This is a genomic window from Maribacter sp., from assembly GCF_039974175.1.
Taxonomy (GTDB): Bacteria; Bacteroidota; Bacteroidia; order Flavobacteriales; family Flavobacteriaceae; genus Maribacter_C.
The window spans coordinates 47,046-69,225 of the sequence record NZ_JBDWJN010000009.1 but is presented as its reverse complement, the minus strand read 5'-3'; the positions used below and the strand labels follow the sequence as shown (position 1 = coordinate 69,225).

The window sequence follows — 22,180 nt, the reverse complement described above, 5'->3', positions numbered from 1 at the left end:
CATTTACTATATTTAAGCATGAACTTTATTGAAAACCCTATTTATGTCTTGGCGATTTTATGTTTAATGGTGCTATTGTCAATGCAGGCCGCCAAGACCAAATTAGGTGGCAAACTAAGTGCAGCCTTATTGGTAATAGTGTTTACTGCGGTATTGGCCAATTTGAGTCTGATTCCTTCCGCCTCTAATGCGATTGCCTTATATGATGGTATTTTTAAATACCTCGCACCTCTTGGTATTTTTTACCTATTACTCGAAATTAATTTGCAATCATTAAAGAAGGCGGGGGCACCTATGATCATCTTGTTTTTGATTGGTTCGTTGGCTACCGTTCTCGGCATTTTGGGTTCGTGGTATCTTGTTTCACCACAGAACGTTCTTGGCGATAAGGGTGATATAATTGCAGGTATGCTCACTGGTACCTATACCGGTGGCAGTGTCAATTTCAATGCCATTGCCTTAGAGTATGACTTTCAAAAAGAAGGAGCCCTATATGCAGGTACTATTGCCGTAGATAATGTAATGACCACCATCTGGATAATAGTGACCTTAGCGATTCCAGCTCTTCTGAGACCTTTATGGAAGGACAAAAAAGTAACGCTAAAAGCTCAAAAGGAAGTGGCCAATGCTTCAGATGCGTTGAACTTAGCATCTATGATGTGGTTATTTTTTCTTGGGGCGGCCGCTTTTTACCTTTCCGACCTCATCAAGCAGGTGTTACCACAAATTCCTTTTATATTGACCCTTTCCACCCTTGGTATCGTATTGGCCCAAATACCCTATATCGCAAAACTCAGCGGTAGCCGCAGCCTAGGCATGTATTCGTTGTATCTGTTTCTAGCGGTTATTGGGGCATACTGCGAAATCGATGCGGTGCTGGAGCTCAAAGACACGGGGATAACGCTTTTACTGTTTACCGCTTTGGCCGTATTTTTTCACGGTATTTTAATGATTGGTATTGGCGGTTTGACCTATAGAGATTGGGATATGATTGCAATCGTTAGCCAAGCTAATGTAGGCGGTAGCACAAGCGCTATTGCTATTGCTGAATCGCTAAATAGAAATGAGCTGGTGTTACCCGCTATTCTCGTTGGCACTCTAGGTAATGCCTTAGGTACTTATTTGGGGTTTTTGGTAGTTGGAATACTATAACTATAGCCCATAGCGTACTCCAAGTTTCTCAAGAGGTGAAAAATTACAAGTTCGTGTTTCCAGCACATAACATCTAGCGCTCCTACTGAACTACCTCCACCCATTGCCCTTTTGTTCTCACCACGTAATCGTTGTCATACATCGCTTCGGCTTGAACTCCAGGTAAGTAATACCTGCCTAGAAAAGAAGCGTTCAACAGAATTCTCAACGTTTTTGTTTCGTTGCCCTTCAAATCAAAATGGAAGTTGGCACGATCACCTCGTAAATCGGTATAGTTGACCTGGTTTTGAGCAAAACTTCCAAAATCGGTGAAACGCGTATTTACTATTTCCCAACCGCTTGGAAAGATCTCCGTCAAAGCTATATCTTTTAAGCTATTGGAACTCGTATTGGTCAACGTAACCTCGGCAATAAAGTCTGTTCCTTGGGTAATTTTGCTAGGGTTTAGAATTGATCCGTTTCTGCCTTTAAAGACTGTTATTGCAGCAAGATTCTTCTGCACCACTTTTTCATCACCAACAGGAAGAATTCCGCTATTAATAATATTCACATAAACGGTGTTGCTTTCTTCGTTTTTGACCGTGATGCTATTACCTCCTTTTATGACTTGTATAGGTCTATTCGCCAAAGTTTTCTCAGTTCGTATACTTTCTAACTTTCCATTAACCGTTAGGCTGGTTTTAATTCCTTTTCCTCCAATCATTTCGGCAAACTTGGCCATGGCCATTAAGCTATATGCAGTACTTTGGGTGCTCATGTATCGCTTATCGGAGAGATTTTTGGCGATCCTTTTTGCGAGCTCTTGCGCTTTGGTCTTGTCTTTCATCAATACATAAGTTTCCAAAGCCATAGCGCTATTTCTATCAGATGAGCCATAGGTATAATAGTAGTATTTGTTGTTCTCTACATCTAGTCTGGCGGTGCTTAAAATCTTTTTAGCAACATTTGCCTGACCTATAATAGCATAGGCTGTAGCCAAACGAAATTTCGCTTCATTCGAAACTCCCTTACTTTCGCGAAGGCGGTTCATACTGGCGATATCGGCATTTCCTGAAAGCGCCAAGGTGTATAATCGGTATGCTTGCGCTAAATCAGAATTCTCTCTTGCCCGCCATTGCTTGGCTACATTCTGTTGGTATTTAACCCAACTTGATTTGAAACCAATAGGTAAAACATAACCCTTTTTTTCCGCTTCTAACAAGAAATGTCCGGCGTAGGTAGTACCCCAGTCGTTAACGTCATTTTGACCAGGCCAGTAGGAGAATCCTCCACCTGGTTTTTGAAACCCTCCTAAGCGTTTGATGCCTCGGTTAATATGCTGTTGCATACTTTTTTTCTTATCAGTGGGGAGGTCAAAAACATCAGAAAGGAACAACTGTGGAAATGCTCCTGAGGTGGTCTGCTCTACGCAACCGTGTGGATAACGAATCAAGTACTTCATGCGACCGTTAAAGTTCATGGGAGGCAAGGTCGAAAATTCAATTTCAGCAGCGTTGCTTCCTGCAATTCCAAAAGTTTCCAAGTTCATGGTTTGGCTTTCGTTAGCATTTAAGACAATACCTGTAGTCTCAGAAATGGCAGGATTCGGATTGACCACATCGATGGGAATTTCGAATGACGCCGTTTCACCACCACCCGAAGCTTCAACAACAACTTTTCCAATTCCAGAAAAATTAGAAACATTTAATTGAAAATAGGCCATCTTTTCATCGGGTTGCGCAAATGACAACTTTTGCGTCTGCTCTCCTTCAATAGTAAATGCCCTGTCTTGTTTAATGCTCAAAGTAACCGTTTTGACCTTTTTTGCCATGGCGAAAACCGTAACGGGTAAGGACACTTTTTCACCTGGGGTGATCTTTCTCGGCAAGGAAGCTAAAATCATCAAGGGTTTGCGAACCGGCGTCGTTTTTTCAACCTGTCCGTAGGCTGCTTTACTATTATCTGCGGCGACTATCATCGTTCGTACCGAACCAACATATTTCGGAATCTTAATCTCATGCGACTTTGTTTCACTTGCCGCTAAACTGAATGGTCCTAAATGCACCACCATAGGTTCAAATCGGTTCGCTTTTTTGTTCTTCGCGCCCGCTAATTCTCCATCACCCCCGACAGCAAATACCTGGTCGAGTCTGCCGCCGTAAGCTCCGATGACATCGTCATACACATCCCAGGTTTTTACCCCCAAGGCTTCTTTGGCGTAGAAGGTATTCCAGGGGTTTGGAGTTTTAAATCGTGTCAAATCCAACAACCCTTCATCTACAATAGCAATACTATAGGTCATAGCTTTCCCGTTCTTCTCATTTACCTTCACCTCAATGGTTTCTTCAGGACGCAAAACATCGGGCATCGCAACTACAGGTTCTAGTTTCGTATTCTGGTCTTCTACACTGATTCCGCTAAGCCCGTACATACGAATAGGTGCGTCATTTTTGGTAGATGCATGGGGTTGCAAAGACGAGATATGTATGAACACATTGGGGGTATAAAGTGTCGTAATCGGCAACTGGAACTTTGTCTCTCCTTCAACGGTCTCCACCCACATCGATTGCAATACCTCACTACCGTTCTCAACAGTAACCAACGCTCGGCCACCAAATGAACTCGGGAAGGTAACCGTGGCGGTTTCTCCAACATTATAAGTCTCTTTGTCTGTAGAAAATACTAACATTGTGGCAGCAGACGGGTCTCCTTTTCGTGATTTTCCAGCCCAGCCTGGCCAGTCGATATAAACCGCTTTTCCTGTAGCGTGACCGCCATTCGGGTCTTCAACACGTACCAAATATCTTCCCCAATCTGGGTATTTTAATTCGAAATCAAAACTTGCCTTACCTGCAGCGTTTGTGCTAATTGTTTTCTCAAAAAGCAAATCACGGTACTCACTGCTACTGAAAGACGAGAGGTTATCAGCAGAAGTATCCCACCACCACCTCCAACTTACTTTGAAGACAGATACTTTCAAGTTTTTAGTTGCTTTAGCCTTTCCATTTTCATCTACAGAAACTACTTCGAATTCGTGTTTTACATCGGTCAATAACATCCCTCTGGTCTTGTCGCCTTTTGGGGCATTCAGACCGATATAAGTATTATACGGAGAATAGGGTTTGGTAAAAACGTCAGTACTAAAATCACCGCCATTTTCATAGACTTTAGTGATGAAGGCTGCATTCAACATTCCCGGAGCCTTGCTAGTCAATTGCGGATTGAGGCTAAAGCTAGCCTTTCCTTCTCCATCTATTTTGCTATCAAAAACCACCTGGTCTTCTGAAGAAAAACGACGTGTAGGGTCATCAAAAATATATCCTGGAAAGGTCTCGAATTTTGTTCGTACAGCATTGAATTTAGACGTAATATCTGCTTTTAGGTTTTTAGCAATTGCCCCGTGCAACCATTTCACTTCCATAGCCCCTTTGATAGGTTTGTTTGCATTCAAAACCTCCGCATCAAAGTCCGTTTTTATTTTCAAACGATTCGGTTTGATGGTCTCTATCTTAAGGGTTTTAGTAAAGGATGCTCCTCCAACGGAAACTTTGGCCAGCCAATTTCCGGTAGGCGCGTTTTCATCGGTTTTGAGATTGAAATGGAAGAAATTGTTAAGTCCGGCTTTGGAAACTTCGCGATGAACGATTTTATTATAAGGATCTATCAGTTCTAGCTTGACAGGGTGGTTAGCTGGTAATTTATTTGCATTATCGTTCAACATAAAAGATAAGAATATGTTATCTCCAGGTCGCCAAACCCCACGTTCACCAAAGATGAACCCTTTGACACCTTTCTGCAAACGCGTACCCGAAACATTAAATTTACTTACGGAAAGCGCATTACCGTCATTCAATCTCAGGTAATTCTTTTGTCCGTTATTTTCAACAATGGCAAAAAAGGCTGCCTTTTCAGAGTCGAAAATCGCAGTACCCTCCGCATCTGTGGTTACATAACCCACTGGCTGCTGCTGAAAATTGTAAAAAGTAACTTTCGCCCCCGCTATAGGGTTGGTATTTAAAATATCGCTGACAGCGACAAAGTAACTTTTGTTGGCCCCACGTTTTATGGTAACCCCGAGATCGGTAGCCAAAACATTTGTTCCTATCTTTTTATCAAAAAAATAGGATTTGTCACAGGGGTTTTCACGTTCGTTCCAGTTGTAATTATAGTAGCCATACTCATCATAATAATTCTCAATACCATCCCAAGAACTGTCTTCTTGTTCTTCATCAAAATTGTCTGCCTCAGCATCAGTATCATCAAAGTTATCATTGTCACATTTATAGGTACTGTAAGCCGGTCGAAAATTAAATTCAACACGATACATAGCCCCGACTTCAGGAGAAATCAACGCACTTAAATCAATGGCATGTGCCGCCCATTTGCTTGTAGAAACCGATAAGTTATTTTCCAGTACTATTTTCTTTTTAGCAATTGGCCGAGCAACACTCCTCAAATTGGAGCTGCCATTGATCGTATTCGTCTGTAAAAACTGAAGTATGTTATCCTCATAAATTTTAAAAACCGACAGATCGACAGCCTTGAGGTTCACAGCTTCAAAATTAATTTTTAGATTGTTCGAGGAAGGTAATATAGTTCCGTTTGAAAGTAAGCGTATTTGTGGCTTAGGCTGTTCGAAAGCTAGGTTTTGTTCAAAGTTGCTTTTCAGCTTATACCCATCCTCACTTTGAATGCCAGGCAATACCTCTAGTTTTGCCGAACCTTTCAGTTCAGTTGAAGGATACAATTTGAGCGTATTGCCTTCAACGGCGTATTTGGGTTTTGAAGCGCCATCAAGTGTTACCAATCCTTTAAAATTTTGCCCTTTTTTAACAGGGTCAGAGAAGTTGATCAATACGACTTGACTTTCACCAGTTTCCACCGATGCGTCGAGAACAGTGAAGTTATTTTTTCCCGAAATCTTGATGGTATTCTTTCCGGAGCTTTCGATATTAAATTTGGTACCGTCCCAAGCGATTTCCAAATCGGAATCTTCATCATAGCGTTGAATGCTATCGATTTTAAATTGAAACTGTGTTCCTCTTTCAACAGCAGCATCGAACTTGACACTGATTGCTTTTCCTTTATGCTTAACCGATAATAATTGTTTTGCGGTTGTTAAAGAAAGAATATCCGAGGCTCTTAATTGTCCATTAATATACTGTCGGCTTTTAGAATACGATTGCAATGCATTGGTATAAATATTGAATTGCTGTTTTAAGGTTTTGACACCGAAGGTCAATGTTTTTAGCTCGTTAGGAAGATCTTTTTCGATTTCGGAAAGCGCTAGGGTAAATTGATATTCCGTATCTTGTTTGAATCCGTTTTCGGGAATAAAAGCAATGGTTCGTTTATCTAAAGAAACCACTTTCCCCTTTGTTTTTGGAGAAACAAGAAGTAAATCTGAATCTAGCTCATCACCATTATTCCATGCTTCGATAGGTGTATTCAGCACAACGCGCACGTCACTTTGGGCAGATATAATTCCGTGAGAAACTTCGGTGATATACGCTTGATATTTATTGAGGTTTTCGAATTGTTCCGCTGGAGATACCAATTTTTGTTTGCATCCAACAAGAGCGATAATGAAAAGAGAAATGCATAAAAATGACCTGATTTTCATGGAAAAGTGTTTTGTTAAAGATAGTGGAGTTCAAAACAAAATCCATACCAATATACGGTGAATATGAAGCCCCAAATACCCCCATTTTCTGTTAGAACGGAATCGGTCGTTTATTTATTACTTTGTTAAGACATTAATCAAACTTGTGTTAAGGACGTACGTTTTGACTTACTAAAATTTTATATAAAAGTGCAATTCGTCGAAAAAACCACTTTTTACATAGATGAGGCCTGTATTTTATGTATCATTACTGACGCTAACGTCCCCAGTTGGCTCTAGAACACGAGAACACCCCACATCTCTTTTACCTACTTTACTCTTAGAACACCTACTTACAAATAGAACTGTAGTATGAAAATGAGAATGCACTATGTTGCCCTCGTTTTATTTGTATGTACTTTGGCCTCTTGCAGTAAAGAGCCGTTAGAAATTACAAGTATTCCTGAGGCAGAGAACGCTAAAGAAGTAGAACAAGAATTGTTAGGGATCGTAAATGACCATCGCATTTCATTGGGGCAATCTGCTTTGCAATTCAGTGAAGTTGCCTATGAATATGCCAATCAGCATAACGATTATATGATTTCGATAGGAAGCATCAATCACGATAACTTCAGTTCAAGGGCTTCGAAAATCTCTTCTCAGGTAAGTGCTGAGTTTGTAGCTGAGAATGTTGCCAAAGATTATACGAATGCAGCTGATGCCTTTCAAGGTTGGCTAAATAGTTCGAGCCACAAAAAAACAATGGAAGGCGACTTTTCCCATACCGCGGTTAGTGTCAAAATGAATACTTCAGGTGACTTCTATTTTACCCAGATATTCTTCAGATAAGGTAGCGCGTAAAGCGGATTTCTTTTCTTAAATTTGATTGAATCTCTTGTTCCTCTCTATTTGCTTTTAACGAGAGCGGACGATACTCAATTTTTATTTTATGTCAATTGCACCTCCCTTTAACCTCAATAAATGGATTGATGAAAATCGCGACACGCTAAAGCCTCCAGTAGGAAATAGAAATCTCTATAAAGATGCAGGCGATTATATTGTTATGGTTGTGGCGGGGCCTAATGCTAGAAAAGACTACCATTATAATGAGACCGAAGAACTTTTCTATCAGTTAGAAGGAACTATTGAGGTGCATATTCAAGAGGACGGACAAAAGAAAACCATGAAATTAGGTGCTGGAGATATGTATTTGCATCCGGCTAAAGTGCCGCATTCTCCTGTTCGTCATGCCGGAAGTATTGGTCTGGTAGTTGAGCGAAAACGCGCTGAAATGGAGGTTGATGACGGATTGCTATGGTTCTGTGACAACTGCAATCACAAACTCTACGAGGCCTATTTTACATTGAACGATATCGAAAAGGATTTTCTTGGGCATTTCAAGCATTTCTATGGTTCTGAAAAATTAAGAACTTGTGATAATTGCGGAACTGTTATGCCAGTAGACCAACGTTTTATCACCGAAGAAAAATAAAAACTATGGAATTAACAATCAACGTTTTAATCGGATTAGTTGCGCTACTCCATCTCTATTTTCTATACTTTGAAATGTTTGCGTGGACGACCAAAGGGCGTAAAGTATTTCGAAACTTTCCGTCAGAATTGTTCGAACCCACCAAACCCATGGCTGCCAATCAAGGGTTGTATAATGGGTTTTTAGCAGCCGGGTTAATCTGGACATATTTTATAGACGACACGTACTGGAGTAGCAACATTGCTCTTTTCTTTTTAGGCTGTGTTGCCGTTGCCGGCATTTATGGTGCGTTAACCGTCACCAAGAAAATATTCTTTATTCAGGCCCTGCCTGCCTTAATAGCAATTCTTCTCATACTTTTGTCGAAGAACAGCTAATAGCACCTAAAACGATTTTTTATGAAGCAATTTTCGATTTTTTTGGTGTGTCTTTTTTTCTCAATAAATTATGGTGTTAACGCACAAACGCAACAAGACTCTTTGAACATTAGGCAAGCCGCATTAGACTATATTGAATCACAGCACAATTTAGAACCAGAGCAATTTGAACGTGCCGCTCACCCTAGAATGGTTAAAAGAACTTTTTGGACCAATAAAAAAACGAAAAAAGAATACCTTAAAGAAACCTTTACGGATGCCATGATTTTGTTAGCCGAAACCTATAATCAAAATGGAGATAAGTTTCCTGAAAATCCAACAAAAAAGGTTATTATTCTTGACGTTTTTGATAAGACAGCATCCGTAAAACTAATTGCCGATGAATGGATTGATTATATGCACATTGTGAAACTGAATGGGAAATGGCAAATTGTGAATGTACTATGGCAGTTTAAGGATTCTGGAAAGCATTGAAAGCATGAAAAGTATTGTCACAATTTTCACAATCTTAATGTTTATACCCTTATCCGCCCAAATGACTCCAGAAGAAGTAGTGCAAAAACAATTGGAAACCTATAACAACCGAGATATCGATGGGTTTATGTCTGTCATTGCCGAAAACATTAGCCTTCATGATTTTTCCTCAGGCAAAGTTACTCTTAAAGGATACAAGGCCTGCAAAGCATTCTATGGTGATTTATTTGAAGCTTCTCCCAAATTGCATTCCACTATTCTAACACGCACAGTTTTCGGAAATAGAGTTATTGACCACGAACGCATTACAGGACGAAATGGCAATGAAGGAGTCTTAGAATTGGTGCTCATATACGAGGTAGACAAGGAAAAGATTTTCAAAATCTCCGTCCTTAAAAAGGAGTAGTAAATCGGTAGTTTATTCGTAGCTTTGCAAAAAATGTAACAAATCACGTTCAAAAAGTTATAAAATGTCAAAAATAGCAGCCGAATTCGGTATAACTGAAGCTTTGAAAGCCTTAGGAATTAAAGAAATCAACGAAGGAACTTCAACGGGCACCACGAACTTTTCCTCTGGGGAAATTATAGAATCATACTCTCCTGTTGATGGCGCCTTGATTGGAAAGGTGAAAAGCACTTCAAAAAAAGATTACGAAAAGGTACTATCTACTGCTAGTTCGGCATTCATTACTTGGCGGCAAAAACCGGCTCCCCTAAGAGGAGAGGTTGTGCGACAGTTTGGGGAAAAATTGCGTGAATTAAAAGAACCACTTGGAAAATTGGTTTCCTATGAAATGGGAAAAAGCTACCAAGAAGGTTTGGGAGAAGTTCAAGAGATGATCGATATCTGCGATTTCGCGGTCGGACTTTCAAGGCAATTGCATGGTCTTACCATGCATTCTGAAAGACCAGGCCATAGAATGTACGAACAGTATCATCCATTAGGGGTGGTTGGCATCATTTCTGCTTTTAATTTTCCTGTTGCCGTTTGGGCTTGGAATACAGCTTTAGCCTGGATTTGTGGAGACGTATGTGTATGGAAACCTTCTGAAAAGACACCATTATGTGGCGTTGCCTGTCAAAATATAGCAGCAGAAGTTTTCAAGGCAAACGGTTTACCAGAAGGAATTTCTTGTTTGATCAACGGAGATTATAAAGTGGGTGAAATGATGACCCAAGATGGTCGTATTCCTCTGGTTTCTGCTACGGGTTCTATTCGAATGGGTAAAATGGTAGCGCAGGCGGTTGCGGCTAGATTAGGTAAGTCGTTGTTGGAGCTAGGTGGTAACAACGCCATAATTGTTACTCCTGATGCGGATATTAAAATGACTGTGATTGGAGCAGTCTTCGGGGCCGTAGGCACTGCAGGCCAGCGTTGTACTTCAACCCGAAGATTGATTATTCACGAATCAATATATGACAAAGTTAAGGATGCCGTGGTGGATGCCTATGCCCAATTGCGAATCGGAAATCCATTGGATGAAACTAACCACGTTGGGCCGTTAATAGATACAGAGGCCGTAGGTCATTATAACAAAGCTCTTGAAAAGGTGGTTGCTGAAGGCGGAAAAGTAATTGTAGAAGGCGGTGTGTTAGAAGGGAAAGGCTATGAAAGTGGCTGTTATGTAAAACCTGCCATTGCCGAAGCCAAAAACGATTTTGATATCGTACAGCATGAAACTTTTGCTCCGGTACTTTACCTAATAAAATATTCAGGTGATGTTGAAAATGCAATAGCCGTTCAAAACGGTGTCGTTCAAGGACTTTCATCGGCCATCATGACGAACAACCTACGAGAAGCAGAACGCTTCTTAAGTCAAAACGGTAGTGATTGTGGTATTGCCAATGTCAATATAGGAACTTCGGGCGCCGAGATAGGCGGAGCTTTTGGAGGTGAGAAAGAAACCGGTGGAGGTCGCGAAAGCGGTTCTGATGCTTGGAAAGTATATATGCGCCGTCAAACCAATACCATAAACTATACAACTGAACTTCCTTTGGCACAGGGTATTAAATTTGACTTGTAAACCCCTTCTAGTTTACATTAGAAAGCTCCTAATTGTTTAGCTCCTTCATCCGCTGACTAGCAAACTGGCTCAAACAATTAGGAGCTTTCTATGTCAATAACACCCCAAAAACCTTTCTTATCTAGAAATTGAAAGCGTATTTTGGTGGGTGTAAATTCTTCTGTATACTAGTTAAACACTAGTGTTACCTATTTTATATATGGTTCTTTGAATGGTTAACAAACAAAAGCGTAAAAAACCCGCTGCTATTCAAAATCTACCCGTTCCCCCGATTGGTAGTTTTGACATAACAGCGGGATTAACCAAACTAACTCAAACACTAATTTTTATATGGAAGTCTTATAAATTACCTCCATTTTTTGACTTTAGCGGCTCCGTTTCTTGAACTCTCCAGCTTCCGTGAAGAAGTGCCTGTGTGCCAAGAACCAATACCATACATGCAAAAGTCAATATTTTTATTATCTCTGTTTTCATATCCATGCTGTTCTAGGTTCAAATCTTTTTCAAATATAGTGTGAAGGTGTATTTATCTTTTTCAACATTGTACTGTTGGACAGTTTTCTTGTGTAAATGGTAAATAATAGCTATTTGTTTCCTTTCTTATATATGAATGTCTTAAAAATTAAAAGGTAAACACCATTATTTAAAAACATTTTCCTTTTTCCAACATTTTCCTAAAGATGCACAAAAACAAAACCCTATCGCAATGCCGGATCTTTGTCGGGAGTGATAGGGCTTCATTAAATATTTTCATGCAATATCAAAAATTCTTAAAAAATCTGATACCCTAATTATATGAATGGTATCAAAAACTGTATAAATAACATAAAGATGACGGCTAAGCCATGTATTACTTACACAAATTCAAAATACTTACTTACCGATACATAAGATTTAATTCACATTTATTTAACATTTTAAGGATTTTTTTTAATACATTGTAGATTCAACACTTAATCATTTTTAACAATGACAAAAACAACAACAAACCTGTTGCTGATGCTCATTACCATTCTTGCTGGCACGTATTTCTATATTACGTGCTGCAGTTCATGCGGTGCTCCCGTAGAAAAGGAGCCTGTAAAGGAAGCGGTTACTCCAGCACCAGTAACTCCCGTAGCTACATCATATCCCTTCGCTTTTAGTGATGGCGATTATGCGTACAATGAAAACGACAATTACAACTTTAATATGTCGTCCTCATCGATTTTGATGCCAATTTCCTCAAAGGTCACTGATGGCATAGCAAGCTTAAAAACTTTCCTAGCAGAAAACGCAGGTAAGGTCATTAATCTAACTGGATATTACAAGAGCGATGAGACCAATGAATCTATGTTTCCGAATCTTGGCTTAGCACGTGCGAATGCGGTTAAGAACCACTTCGTAGATAACGGAATCCCATCAGCCCAAATCAACACTATGGGCCAGTTGATGGATGACATGGTTGCAAAAGACCAAATATTCTTAGGTCCTATTGCATACGGCCTTGCTGACAAAGCGGCTGATGCTGAGGATGCAATGAATGCGCTGTATGATAAAATAACGGCCAACCCTCTTGTACTTTATTTTGAAACAAATCAAGCTTCAATTAATCTTAGCGCGGAACAGCGTCAAAAAGTTGCCGATATTTCAAGATATCTAGATAAGGTAGAAGGCGCCATGTGTAGCGTTGTCGGCCATACAGACAATGTGGGTCGTCGTGCTCCAAATGTTCGCTTAGGTCAAGAGAGAGCCGATTTTGCAAAGTCTTATTTGGCACAAAATGGAATCGCCGAAGCAAAAATCAAAACCTCTTCTGAAGGCCCTGATTCACCTGTAGAGAGCAATTCAACTGAAGCCGGAAGAGCCAAGAACAGAAGAACTGTTGTCACATTAAACAAATAATTAACTTATAAAATAATAGAAAATGGATTTTGAAAATATGAACATTTGGTGCTGGTTAATTCCCCTACTTGTAGGTGCAATCTGTGGAATTCTTGGTTACCTCATTGGTAAAGGTTCAAGTACTACTATCGACAATTCAGCAGAACTCAACGCTTGGAAAGATAAGAATGCCAAGCTTCAAGCTGATCTCGACGCTTGTAATGGGAAGCTAAAAGCGGCTGGAACAGTAGCGGCAGCTGGTGCAGCAACGGCAGCGGCTTCGTTAGCGGCAAGTTCACCTGAGGAGGCGAAAATTCCTTTTGACGCCGCGGCAGCTAAGGCGGCAATGGGCAAGGCCATCAAAGAAGATGATCTTAAAGTAGTTGAAGGTATTGGACCCAAAATTGCAGGTATGTTCCATGACGGAGGTATCACAACTTGGAAAGCCCTATCTGAAACAGCAGTAGCCAGATGTCAAGAAATTCTTGACGGCGGTGGCGATCGCTACAAGGTTCACGACCCTGCTTCTTGGCCAATGCAAGCCAAAATGTGTTATGAAGGCAAATGGGCCGAACTTGCAAAATGGCAAGACGAGCACGACCATGGAAAATTATAATCAAATCATTCTTCCATAATCGAAAAGGTGGGCCGCAGAAACTTCTGTGGCCCACCTTTTTTAGTGAAACTTTATTCGGTTTTTAAATCATTCCGTTGGCTTCTACCCATTTGAAGCGATATTGATCTTCTGGAAATTGCATACGTTCCGAGATGCGCAATAGTCTCGAAGGTAGTTTCATCAAATAGTCTCTAGCTTTTTCGGCTTCATCAGTTAAACCGCGTAAAGCATCTAGCTCCCAATAGGAGTTTAGTTTGCTTAATATATCTATATAGTCTTGAGCGGTATATACCCCCAAACGCTGTGCACAATTCGAAAAATTCTCAAAAGCAGTACCTATGCTTCCTCCAGATTCGCGTAAGAAGTGAGCTGGCATAACAATTTTCTTTTTCATCATATCGGCAAAGGCCAACATCATTCCAGAGGGATCTTCTCCAATTATTGTTTTTACAAACTCGCGATATGCCAAATGATGGCGCATTTCATCACCAGCGATAATGGTGCACATTTTTCCAAGTAGCGCATTGCCTTTTTTCTTAGCCATTTGGCCCACTCTTTTATGCGATATATTTGTTGCCAATTCTTGAAAGGAGGTATAAACGAAATTCTTGTATGGGTCTCTATCTGTACCGATATCAAATCCATCAGAAATTAAATGCTGGGTTGTAATTTCCACTTCACGCATATTCACTCTTCCCGATAGGTATAAATACTTATTCAGAACATCACCGTGACGATTTTCTTCTCCGGTCCAGGCACGTACCCATTTAGACCAACCATTTTTCTTGCCATCATGCTGATTGATACCTTCAACATCCATCAACCAAGATTCATAGGTTGGCAGCGCTTCCTCAGTAATTGTGTCAGCAACCATGGTGACCCAGAAGTCATAACCCAATTCTTTTGATTCTCCGCGAAGTGTTTCAACGGCATCTAAAAATCCGTCACTTTGAGAATCTGGTAAAAAATCGGTCGGCTGCCATATGTCTTCAATTGGGATAAGGAAAGAGTCTATAAACCCTTCAACCTTATGCTCAATTGCTTGCATAACCTCTAACCTTATATTCTTTTCTACCATTCTTTAAGTTTTTACAAAGTTCGTAAATTATAAGTCGTTATTCACAGAACCTCATAGCTATTTTAATTTCTTCCTCTTTCATTTTGATATAAGGTATGCACTGGGTCACTTTGCCATACTTCTTTCGTATTGACATCCATAATGGAAAGCGGCCCTTTAAACGCGGCACCGGTATCCATGTTCCAGACATTAGCACCCTTTTTCGGAACCAGCTCAGAACGTACTTTTGATATGGGTGTATGCCCGATATAAATTTCCTTATAATGCGTTAGCCTACTCGGATAGTACTGGTCATCTTTCGACAAATTTGGGTTAAGCGACTGTGCCAACTCCCAAAGTGTTCTATCCCAATACAAAGTTTTGGTAAAGTATTCGTGTTCTACTCCTTTAAGGTTGGTAAACCCAGCGTGCAAAAAAAGTCTGTTACTCGAATCTAGGAAATAGTTTTCAAGACCTTCGTAAAAAATCAAATGCGCTGCTATAGTTTTGGCATCTGCCTTTTCATAGGAGGCCCTTGTAGCTTCACCGCCATGCTTAAGCCAAACCGGATTGTCTTCCCCTGCTTTAAGCCAATCATAACCAAGTTCATCATGATTGCCCCTAATAAATATGCACTTATGGGTTTTCTTAAGTGCCAAGAGGAAATCGATTGTTTCAACAGCTGTACTCCACCCATCAATGTAATCTCCCAAAAAAATAAGGGTATCTTCAACGGTAACCTCAGCTCTTGTCAACACTTGCTCTAAAGCCTTTAATGCGGAATGGATATCGCCAATAACCAAGGTTCTGTGTTCGCTCATTCTGCAAAAATCGCAATTACCGCAATGATTACAATGATAAAAAGAACCAAAAAGAAAATCTTCCAAAAAGAATAGGGGCGAGTTCCGCTCAAAGCGCCTGTCTGCCCATTGATATAGAAGTGATATTCCTTGCCATTATACCGATAGGAACTTATATAAACTGGGAGTAAAATATGCTTAAAGGTTTCATCAGACAACTTGATATCTGAATGTGAGATACGCTGGGTATCGCCACCAATGTCTCGCCGAATCCAATTGTGGGCAATGTGTTTGGCTTCTTGAAAAGACTGATGATGACCTTCCTTTAAGGAGATCGTATACTTTTCAGTTACAAACCCTGAAAGGTACTTTGAATTAAACGTCACTAACTTATTGGTATCCCAAAAAGCTATTTTAGAAGGAATATCTCTTCTTTTCTTTTGGGATGCATTGATCAAAATATCGTCGACGAACCCTTTTACTGAACCCGATGCTTGCGACCACCTCGTTTTTTGAACCCGTTGGTTGCGGTATCCATTTTTTGTTCTTACCCGTCTATTCTCGTAATAATAGTCACCCCGTTGCCCTTGATAAGCCGCATACAGGTTGGCGTCAAAAGTCCAGTAGGGTACATAAAGTCCGTGTAAGCCTTCGGGGTCTAAAGCCGCTCGTTTTAAATTGGAGGGTGCAAACCAAATGCTGCTAACCCAGTTCTTGAAAATACCCCTTGCTTTTTTTGCATCTAACTGAAAAGGAACCAGTGCCCCAGGTAAGATCCAACCTTCTTTTTCAATATCTTCTCTTATCAGTGGCTCACCACAATACACACAGCTTAATGATTTGTAGTTTTCCTCTACATGTTGGTTGGCACCGCAATGTTTACAGTTGAGTAAATCAATGGTATTGGTATAGGCGTTCTCGCCAACGACCTTTAAATAGTGTTGTAGCTCAAGTTCTTCGAAACTACTTTTATTCTGCTCAATAAATTCCTCATACCCACAATACTCACATTTTAGTTGATGCGAGCCTGGTTTAAACTTCAGTTCTGCGCCGCAATTGGCACAGGCCTTTTTATGTTCGGAATTTAACTTTTCTTCCTGCATTGAATTATGCTGTAGGCAATGGTGGTGGTGCACTACCTCCTAAGAATGATTTTAGTTCTTCAACATCTTTTAAGGCTGCCCAATTTGGCATACCCTGCTTCCAGACCAGTGAATCTTTGTTGATAGCTCTGCTTGCAAATAACTCCTTTAACTTATCAATAGATACCGGACCCATTTGTTGCCCATTGCTAGCATAGTGGTACATTACCTGCATTGGCATGGGTGGAGGCGTGGCTTGTTGAGGAGCACCAAAACCTTGCTGTTGTCCTTGTGTATTCATCATACCTCCCATTTGTTGCGCCAACACAAAGCCCATTCCCATGCCCATACCAGCACCTGCTGTTCCACCTTCATTTTTTGCTGCGGCTTCCATAGCTTTGGCAGCTTTGAATTGTGCCAACTTAGTCATATCAAGTTTGTCTAATCGACTGTACTCGAAGATTTCTTTTTTTAGTTCCTCAGGCATTGATACATTTTCGATATAGAATTTTTCCAACTCAATACCTACCCTACCGAATTCAGGCTGCATAACCTCTTGACAAGTTTCTGAAAGTTCAGAAGTATTTGCAGCATACAATTCAACAGGAAGGTTCGCCTCTCCAACCGTATCTGTAAAACGAGTAACTATTAAACTTTTTAAATGTTCATTGACTTCATAGTTGGTAAAATTTCCATCTGTGCCAACTACGTCAACTACAAATTTGCCTGGATCGCTAATTCTAAAACTATAAGTCCCAAAAGCACGTATCTCTACCAATCCAAAACGCTCATCGCTAAGCATAAAAGGGTTTTTGGTTCCCCACTTCTCATCTGTAAACAATCTTGTATTTACAAAATACACCTCAGCTTTAAACGGGCTATCAAAACCGTACTTCCATCCCTTAAGGGTAGCTAATATTGGCAAGTTTTGGGTTGTCAAATCGTAGGTGCCAGGGGAAAAAACATCGGCAAGCGTTCCTTCGTTTATAAAAACGGCCGTTTGTCCTTCGCGAACGATTAATTTCGCATTGTTCTTTATTTCATTTTGATAGCGCTCAAAGCGGTGAACAATGGTGTCGTTGGTATTATCAAGCCACTCTACAATGTCAATAAATTCATGACTGAGTTTCTTTTTTATTTCATCAAATAAGCCCATTACTTTTCGTTTTTAATAGTTTCTGAAAAGGTATGAATTTCTTTGAAGGGGTGCAAAAAGGAGAATTTAACAGGAGGTGAAAAAATAAGTATGTATTTCATCGAAATTGAGGAAAACAGTTTAGTTCTTTAACATTTTATTCATACTTTCTTCCCAACTAATTAATTTAAAGAACTCTCTATGAAAACAAAATTACTCAAAAGCGTTTTTGGGTCTGTTTTGCTAGTTGGAATGCTAACTTTTTCTTTCCAAGGGCAAGCACAAGATTTGAAAACAACGCATGACGAAACCGCCAAAAATGGGCGAGCCGTCTACAAGCAAGGTAAAATTTATGATAGTAAAACGGGGCCGACCGATGCCAAAGCAAAACGAATTGCAGATCGCGCGCTAGATAGGTTGGAATACGAAAGACAACTGATTCAAAATCCGTTTACCAAAGAGATTCCGGAAAGCATTAAGTTGCTGGAAGCTGAATTCTCTGACAAGATTCTAGAAAGGAGTCTTGAATCGGAAGCTTCGAAGAAATCTTCCGAAATGTCAGCTAGAAGCAGGTATTCGTATTGGAAGAATAGAGGACCTGGTAATGTTGGTGGTCGTACGCGTGCATTAGCTCTTGATCGTCGAGACGAAAATATAGTATTCGCAGGTGGTGTTTCAGGGGGTCTTTGGAGATCTACGAATTTAGGTCAGAGCTGGAAAAAAGTAACACGGCTTAGTCAATCACCAAGTATTACGGCTATAGTTCAAGACCCTAGAAAAAACAGAAGTAATGTTTGGTACTATGCATCAGGAGAACGTTACGGAAATTCCGCAAGCGCTGGCGGCGCTTTTTACACGGGTACGGGTATTTACAAATCGGTCAACAAAGGACGTTCTTGGTTTCCACTACGCGATTCCAATGATAACGACTTAACGAGTATTACTTCTTTAGACATTATCAATAGCATAGCTATTGACCCTGCTACCGGTGACTTATATGCTGCTACCTTTGATGGCTTGTTTAGATCGAAAAAGGCAAGAGGTGAGTTTGAGCAAATACTTCCAAGTGCTTTCGATAGTCAAACCGAGGTGATGATTACCCCAAATGGGAAAATCTACGCCACAGTAGACATTTTTGGAGCTGAAAATGCAGGTTTCTATGTGCTAGGTGACGATGATGTATTTGTTAATATAACTCCAGAAAATATCGTACCTGCTTTCGGTAGAACGGTAATGGCTTATGACCCATCTGATGAGAATCGTATATACTTTTTCTCTTACAACGCTGCTGATTTTTCCGAAGCGTTCTTATGGAGGTATCAAGCAGACGCCGAAACTCCTGAAGAACAATGGGTTGATTTAAGCGCAAATTTACCAACAACAATTGGTGGGCCTGTTGGAAATTTAAACCTCCAAGGTGCTTACAACATGGTAATCAAAGTGCATCCGACAAATCCTGATTTGATCTTCCTAGGCGGAACAAACCTATATCGATCGACAGACGGGTTTACGACGCCTATTGGTGCTGAGAGTTGGATAGGAGGCTATAACACTACAAACGACATCACACTTTATCCGAACCAACATCCTGATCAACACAACTTGGTATTTTTACCTTCTGACCCAAACAGGGCAGTTTCATCTCATGACGGTGGGTTGTCTTTGACAGATGATATTACCAATACCGATCGCGTGGAGTGGACTTCACTGAACAACAAGTATATTACCACACAACCTTATGCAATTTCTTTTGATCCGGAAGCTAACAGTGATGATTTGTTAGCCGGTTTTCAAGATAACAGTACTTGGTTTACCAATTCGAAAAGTATTGATGAACCTTGGGTAGATCAATTCAGCGGTGACGGAGCTTATAATGCTATTGCTGATGGAGGATTAACGCAATACGTTTCTGCTCAGGGCGGCTTTGTATACCGACTTAATTTTGATGAAGCTGGCGCTTTTGTTTCCTTTACTAGGGTACAACCAGCAGGGGCTACAGGATTTAGCTTTATTGCCCCATTCATACTAGATCCGGTAAATGATAATATTATGTACATGCCAGCTGGTGACCGTATGTGGCGCAACAGTAATTTGGACGAAATTCCATTGTTTTCGAATGCTCCGGCATCTGTAAATTGGTCAGAACTTACACAGACTGCAACACCCGATCAATCTCAGATCACAGCTTTGGATGTTTCCAAATTTCCAATCGCTAATCGTTTGTATTACGGCACATCTTCAGGAATGATCTTTAAGATGGAAAACGCCAATATAGATGATCAAGAAGCTATTGACATCTCTACAGGCAAAGGATTGCCTCCAGGAAACGTCAATAATATTTATGTAGACCCTAAAAATCCAGATCGTGTTTTCGCTGTGTTCTCTAACTATGGAATTCCTAGTGTATTCGTCACTAGAAATGCAGGAGATACCTGGAAAGATATTAGTGGAAATTTAGAAGAAAACAAAGACGGTACAGGAAACGGACCTTCTGTTCGCTGGTTTGCTATGAACGGTAATAACGATGGTTATTTCGTAGGAACCAGTACTGGGCTTTATTTTACCTATAAACTTCAAGGTAAAAACACACGTTGGTATCGCGAACCATTGCGTATTGGCAACGGCGTGGTCACACAAGTTAAGACCCGGTCAGATGGTTTCGTCGCAGCGGGAGTTCATGGTAACGGAGTTTATAGTGCGAACTTTTATGTTCGTGAAAGGCCAGAGCCGAACTTGAGTGTTGCCTATTTATTGGCTGATAGAACAGTGCCTATTAACAGTGATCCTTTCGAAGTAGATATTACTGGTTTGTTTGTAAACGAGAGGAAAAGAAGAGAAATCAACATCGAGCTTACGAACAGCAATCCTGAGCTTATTGCTGCAGAATTGGATGGCAATACCTTAAAAATTTCAATTATTGCTGCCGATACGGAAGGAAGTGCAGCCATAGGATTGATTGCAACTTCTGGGAAAGAGCAGGTATCAGAAGGGTTTACAGTAAATGTGCTTGAATCTGCAATTTATCAGCAAGTTGATCCGATTTCAAGTTCAAGTCCCTCTCAATTCTTTACTGATTTTGGAGCATTGGCGCAATCAGCCGATGATTTCATTGTTCCCGAAGGAAGTTCGTGGAAGGTTAGAGAGATTGTTGCTTACGGAGCGGCCAACAATGGCCCTCAATTAACAGATGCCACAGTGGTTATTTACGCTGATAACAACGGTGCACCAGGTCAAGAGATTTACAATAGCGGTTCAATAGTTCCTACCTCTGAACCTTTAGATACCAACCTGCAATTAGAATTGCCGGAGGTGGTTGAACTATCAAGTGGGTCATATTGGCTTTCTGTATACACGAATTTGGCCTTTGGGGCTAACCAAGAACAGTGGTTTTGGTTTACCCAGGCTAATGTTATCGGAAACGAAGCTGCTTTTAAAGATGAATTTGATCTATTTGGAACAGGGGCAACGGATTGGACAGCTCAATCGGTAGCTTTCGTGGCACCACCTGAGGATATGGTATTCCAGATTTTCGGGATGGTGAATCAAGCTGGGGAAGAAGAAACTGTAGCTGAAACGGCCCGTGTACTAGACGCTCCTTTGGGAAGTGAAAATCTGGCCGAGGTTGAAACCAATATTATTACCACAGTTTGGCCTAATCCTTCTTCATCTGAATTCTTCTTTTCATTAAAGGATAATCCAGATGCCCGGGTTTCCACCAGAGTTTATAACATCATAGGGCAGCTGGTATATGAAAAGTCAGACATTGATGCCACGCGAACCTTCTCATGGGATGCTTCCGGTAATCCTACTGGATTGTATCTAGTGAAAATTAGCGGTGCAAATACCAATAAAAGTTTTAGTATCGTAAAACGTTAATCAAAAAGGTTAATCAATAACTAAAAAGGTCTGGAAATTCCAGACCTTTTTTAATTGGTTATCATCCGAAATCATTAAAAATTACGTATCTATGGTTAGAAGGCCAAGACAACATTTGATTTTTTGCTGTTAAAATTTCAGTTCGTCGACAATCAATTTCTTATTTTAAATACTATAAATCCGTACCAATGAAAGCTTTAATCGTAGTGTTACTATTTCTTGTCGGAAATAGCTGTGACCCAGTTACCAAAGAAGCCCCTCTTGAGGGTGGTGAAAATCCTGTTGAGTCTGTTGATCATACCGAGACAAATACCACTCCTCCTATACAAGAAAGTATGAATCCGGGAGAGATTACCTTAAAAGTCAAAGTAATGGAGGTATATGATTCTGGAAAGGATATTTGTGGTTTATCAAAAACAAATGTCATGAAAATGCAAATTCAGGAGGTCGTGGAAAGAGGCTCAAGCATAGTTAACTCACCTAACAAAGACGATGAGGCTCTGATGAATTTTATGTTGGCTCCCAAAGATTTATCCGCAGACAATCACATTGAAGTCAAAGCTAAAGAATCGCTTTGTAGAGATGCTTCAAAAACCTACTTCACCATAATTTCATATAAGATTTTAGAGTAAGCTTATTTTTGTCATTATC

Annotated in this window: 17 protein-coding genes; 11 read left to right on the top strand and 6 right to left on the bottom strand. The window is 40.4% G+C overall.

The window, feature by feature from the left end; genetic code table 11:
• The first annotated feature begins 18 nt into the window (after positions 1–18).
• On the top strand, positions 19–1,152 hold the full coding sequence (locus ABJN95_RS06770) for a DUF819 family protein (protein ID WP_348369552.1): 1,134 nt from the start codon (positions 19–21) through the stop codon (positions 1,150–1,152).
• Between the two features lie 82 nt (positions 1,153–1,234).
• Here the strand turns inward: ABJN95_RS06770 and ABJN95_RS06765 are convergent, their stop codons facing one another.
• Positions 1,235–6,754 (bottom strand): MG2 domain-containing protein, encoded by a 5,520-nt coding sequence (locus tag ABJN95_RS06765; RefSeq protein ID WP_348369550.1) that lies wholly within the window; start codon positions 6,752–6,754, stop codon positions 1,235–1,237.
• Between the two features lie 351 nt (positions 6,755–7,105).
• On the opposite strand from ABJN95_RS06765, the gene ABJN95_RS06760 reads away from it, so the two are divergent.
• The 6 genes from ABJN95_RS06760 (at position 7,106) to ABJN95_RS06735 (ending at position 11,100) form a co-directional block, all read left to right on the top strand.
• Positions 7,106–7,582 (top strand): CAP domain-containing protein, encoded by a 477-nt coding sequence (locus tag ABJN95_RS06760; RefSeq protein ID WP_348369548.1) that lies wholly within the window; start codon positions 7,106–7,108, stop codon positions 7,580–7,582.
• A 100-nt stretch (positions 7,583–7,682) separates the two neighbouring features.
• Positions 7,683–8,225, top strand: coding sequence for a 3-hydroxyanthranilate 3,4-dioxygenase (locus tag ABJN95_RS06755; protein WP_348369546.1), 543 nt, complete (start codon positions 7,683–7,685; stop codon positions 8,223–8,225).
• Positions 8,226–8,230: 5 nt separating this feature from the next.
• Positions 8,231–8,602: a DUF1304 domain-containing protein gene (locus ABJN95_RS06750; RefSeq protein ID WP_348369544.1), complete on the top strand. Its 372-nt coding sequence runs from the start codon at positions 8,231–8,233 to the stop codon at positions 8,600–8,602.
• A 21-nt stretch (positions 8,603–8,623) separates the two neighbouring features.
• Positions 8,624–9,076: a nuclear transport factor 2 family protein gene (locus ABJN95_RS06745; protein WP_348369542.1), complete on the top strand. Its 453-nt coding sequence runs from the start codon at positions 8,624–8,626 to the stop codon at positions 9,074–9,076.
• A gap of 4 nt (positions 9,077–9,080) precedes the next feature.
• Complete coding sequence (locus ABJN95_RS06740; RefSeq protein ID WP_348369541.1) at positions 9,081–9,482, top strand: nuclear transport factor 2 family protein; 402 nt, start codon at positions 9,081–9,083, stop codon at positions 9,480–9,482.
• A 64-nt stretch (positions 9,483–9,546) separates the two neighbouring features.
• Positions 9,547–11,100 carry an aldehyde dehydrogenase family protein gene (locus ABJN95_RS06735; protein ID WP_348369539.1) on the top strand — a complete coding sequence of 518 codons (1,554 nt, stop codon included), beginning with the start codon at positions 9,547–9,549 and terminating at the stop codon, positions 11,098–11,100.
• Between the two features lie 339 nt (positions 11,101–11,439).
• Here ABJN95_RS06735 and ABJN95_RS06730 read toward each other — a convergent pair whose 3' ends face one another.
• Complete coding sequence (locus ABJN95_RS06730) at positions 11,440–11,574, bottom strand: hypothetical protein (protein WP_348369537.1); 135 nt, start codon at positions 11,572–11,574, stop codon at positions 11,440–11,442.
• 495 nt (positions 11,575–12,069) lie between these two features.
• Between ABJN95_RS06730 and ABJN95_RS06725 the strand changes: the two genes are divergently transcribed.
• Positions 12,070–12,984: an OmpA family protein gene (locus ABJN95_RS06725; RefSeq protein WP_348369535.1), complete on the top strand. Its 915-nt coding sequence runs from the start codon at positions 12,070–12,072 to the stop codon at positions 12,982–12,984.
• A gap of 22 nt (positions 12,985–13,006) precedes the next feature.
• Positions 13,007–13,579, top strand: a complete 573-nt coding sequence (locus tag ABJN95_RS06720; protein WP_348369533.1) for a hypothetical protein — start codon at positions 13,007–13,009, stop codon at positions 13,577–13,579.
• 82 nt (positions 13,580–13,661) lie between these two features.
• Here the strand turns inward: ABJN95_RS06720 and ABJN95_RS06715 are convergent, their stop codons facing one another.
• From ABJN95_RS06715 to ABJN95_RS06700, 4 genes are all read right to left on the bottom strand, one after another.
• Positions 13,662–14,657 carry an acyl-ACP desaturase gene (locus ABJN95_RS06715; RefSeq protein WP_348369531.1) on the bottom strand — a complete coding sequence of 332 codons (996 nt, stop codon included), beginning with the start codon at positions 14,655–14,657 and terminating at the stop codon, positions 13,662–13,664.
• Positions 14,658–14,719: 62 nt separating this feature from the next.
• Positions 14,720–15,457 carry a metallophosphoesterase gene (locus ABJN95_RS06710; protein WP_348369529.1) on the bottom strand — a complete coding sequence of 246 codons (738 nt, stop codon included), beginning with the start codon at positions 15,455–15,457 and terminating at the stop codon, positions 14,720–14,722.
• The gene (locus ABJN95_RS06705; RefSeq protein ID WP_348369527.1) at positions 15,454–16,539 is read right to left on the bottom strand and encodes a DNA helicase PriA; all 1,086 of its coding nucleotides are present in this window, start codon (positions 16,537–16,539) and stop codon (positions 15,454–15,456) included. Before ABJN95_RS06705 ends, ABJN95_RS06710 begins: the two co-directional genes overlap by 4 nt.
• 4 nt (positions 16,540–16,543) lie before the next feature.
• Complete coding sequence (locus ABJN95_RS06700; protein WP_348369525.1) at positions 16,544–17,674, bottom strand: SPFH domain-containing protein; 1,131 nt, start codon at positions 17,672–17,674, stop codon at positions 16,544–16,546.
• Between the two features lie 180 nt (positions 17,675–17,854).
• Here ABJN95_RS06700 and ABJN95_RS06695 point away from each other — a divergent pair, with 180 nt between their 5' ends.
• Complete coding sequence (locus ABJN95_RS06695) at positions 17,855–21,529, top strand: T9SS type A sorting domain-containing protein (protein ID WP_348369524.1); 3,675 nt, start codon at positions 17,855–17,857, stop codon at positions 21,527–21,529.
• 188 nt (positions 21,530–21,717) lie between these two features.
• Positions 21,718–22,161 (top strand): hypothetical protein, encoded by a 444-nt coding sequence (locus tag ABJN95_RS06690; protein WP_348369522.1) that lies wholly within the window; start codon positions 21,718–21,720, stop codon positions 22,159–22,161.
• The last annotated feature ends 19 nt before the right edge of the window (positions 22,162–22,180 follow it).